1 protein-coding gene is annotated in these 1563 nt (G+C 57.9%); it reads left to right on the top strand.

Annotation, left to right across the window (positions count from 1 at the left end; translation table 11 throughout):
• Positions 1 to 975 precede the first annotated feature (975 nt).
• The coding region (locus EOM25_14840; GenBank protein ID NCC26454.1) for a hypothetical protein at positions 976 to 1563 on the top strand (588 nt) is incomplete at its 3' end.

Below are 1563 nucleotides of genomic sequence, written 5' to 3'. Positions count from 1 at the left end.
AACTGGCGATGAATACGGCTCAGGCTCGCCGAACTCACGGCCAGTCCATCCAGGATTATTGGCTGACCCTGCACAACCTGTCTCTGGCAGGCTGCTTTTTACTGCCCTCGACGGAATTGAGAACGGCTTTGGCCTCGTTGGCCGGACAGAATCCAAACCTGCTCCGGGCCCTGCTTGAAAACCTGTACGACAGCGGCAAGCGCACCGACCTCGAGGCCCTTCTGGTCCGGACCGTCCAGGACCGGATCGAACCTGGCAACCCTGCCCTTTATCTGGCCTGTTCGGCCGCGGCCCAGGCCCTTGGCCGGTTCAACCTGGCCCGTCAATTCTGGCAGATCCATGTCCGCGCCTTGAAAGAAACGCCTCCGGCTTTGCCCGAGACGCCTTCGGACCTGTTCATGGACTGGGCCCGCATCCTCCACCGGCAGAGCGAACTCAGCCGTCCGGGCTTCGTTTTCGACCCCGGACGGCACCTTCCGGAAACGGCCCTTGAATGCCTGATTTTGGCCGGGACCCTGACCGATGAACCCGATCTGGTTTTTGATCGGACCCAACATCTCCTTCGTGGGCTTAGGGGGTACAACGAGTTTCGACTTCGGACCCAGTCATGGCTTTCACTCCGCCGACGAAATGATTGGCGGCTGGGAATGGACCTTGGTCTGACCAATCTTCGAGTTTTCAGACAGAAGGAGGGATTGGAGGAACTGAGTCTGGCCTTGGACAAGGCTAAGCAACAGGACGAAGAGATCAAGTTCTTTCGGAGACTCAAAGCTCACGACCTTGAGGGAACAATCAGACGTATCCTGCTGAAGACTACGGCTTTCTCAGCCTGAGTTGAAGAAAACCTCATTCCGGCATCGAAATAGAGTCGAAAATCGGTGTAGCCGACATATCCGACCCCTTCGGGCTGGTTGCTGCTTGTCAAAAATCGGCTCTAGTGGCATTTTCTCCAAACATCCAAAAGGAAATCTGTCCATGAACAAATCGCGCGAAGAATGCCTTGCCCTCTTACGAAACGATCCCCACTTCATCGAACCCGGTCAGAAATTCGTGGTCGACGATTTCCGGCCCGAGGACGCCCCGGGCGTGGCCCAGCTATACTATACCGAGTACGGGGAGGGGTTTCCCGTCGACCATGTCTACGATCCAGAGGAACTCGTCCGCCTCAATACCGGGCCAAACCTGCATCAAGTAATCGGACGCACGGAAAAAGGCGATGTTGTCGGCCTCTACGCCCTGTTCCGCAACCCGCCGGGAAAACATATCATGGAAGGCGGTTCCTGGATCGTCCACCCGGCCTACCGCCACTCCTCCCTGGTCATGCGCCTGGCCGCCAGAATTCACACCTCGCCTCCCGAACGCCTGAACCTGGACGTCATGTTCGGGCAGACCGTCTGCGACCATGTCACCACCCAGAAGATGGGCCTCAAGTACAACTCCCTCTATTCCGCCCTGGAAATCGAGGCCATGCCGCCAAGACCGGGAGGCGATGGACGCATCTCCCTGCTGGACGCATTCATTGTCTACCGCGACCGGCCCCACACCGTGTATCTTCCCCCGCAA

This window comes from Deltaproteobacteria bacterium (assembly GCA_009929795.1).
Lineage (GTDB): Bacteria > Desulfobacterota > Desulfovibrionia > Desulfovibrionales > Desulfomicrobiaceae > RZZR01.
This window is presented reverse-complemented; position numbering and strand designations above follow the sequence as displayed.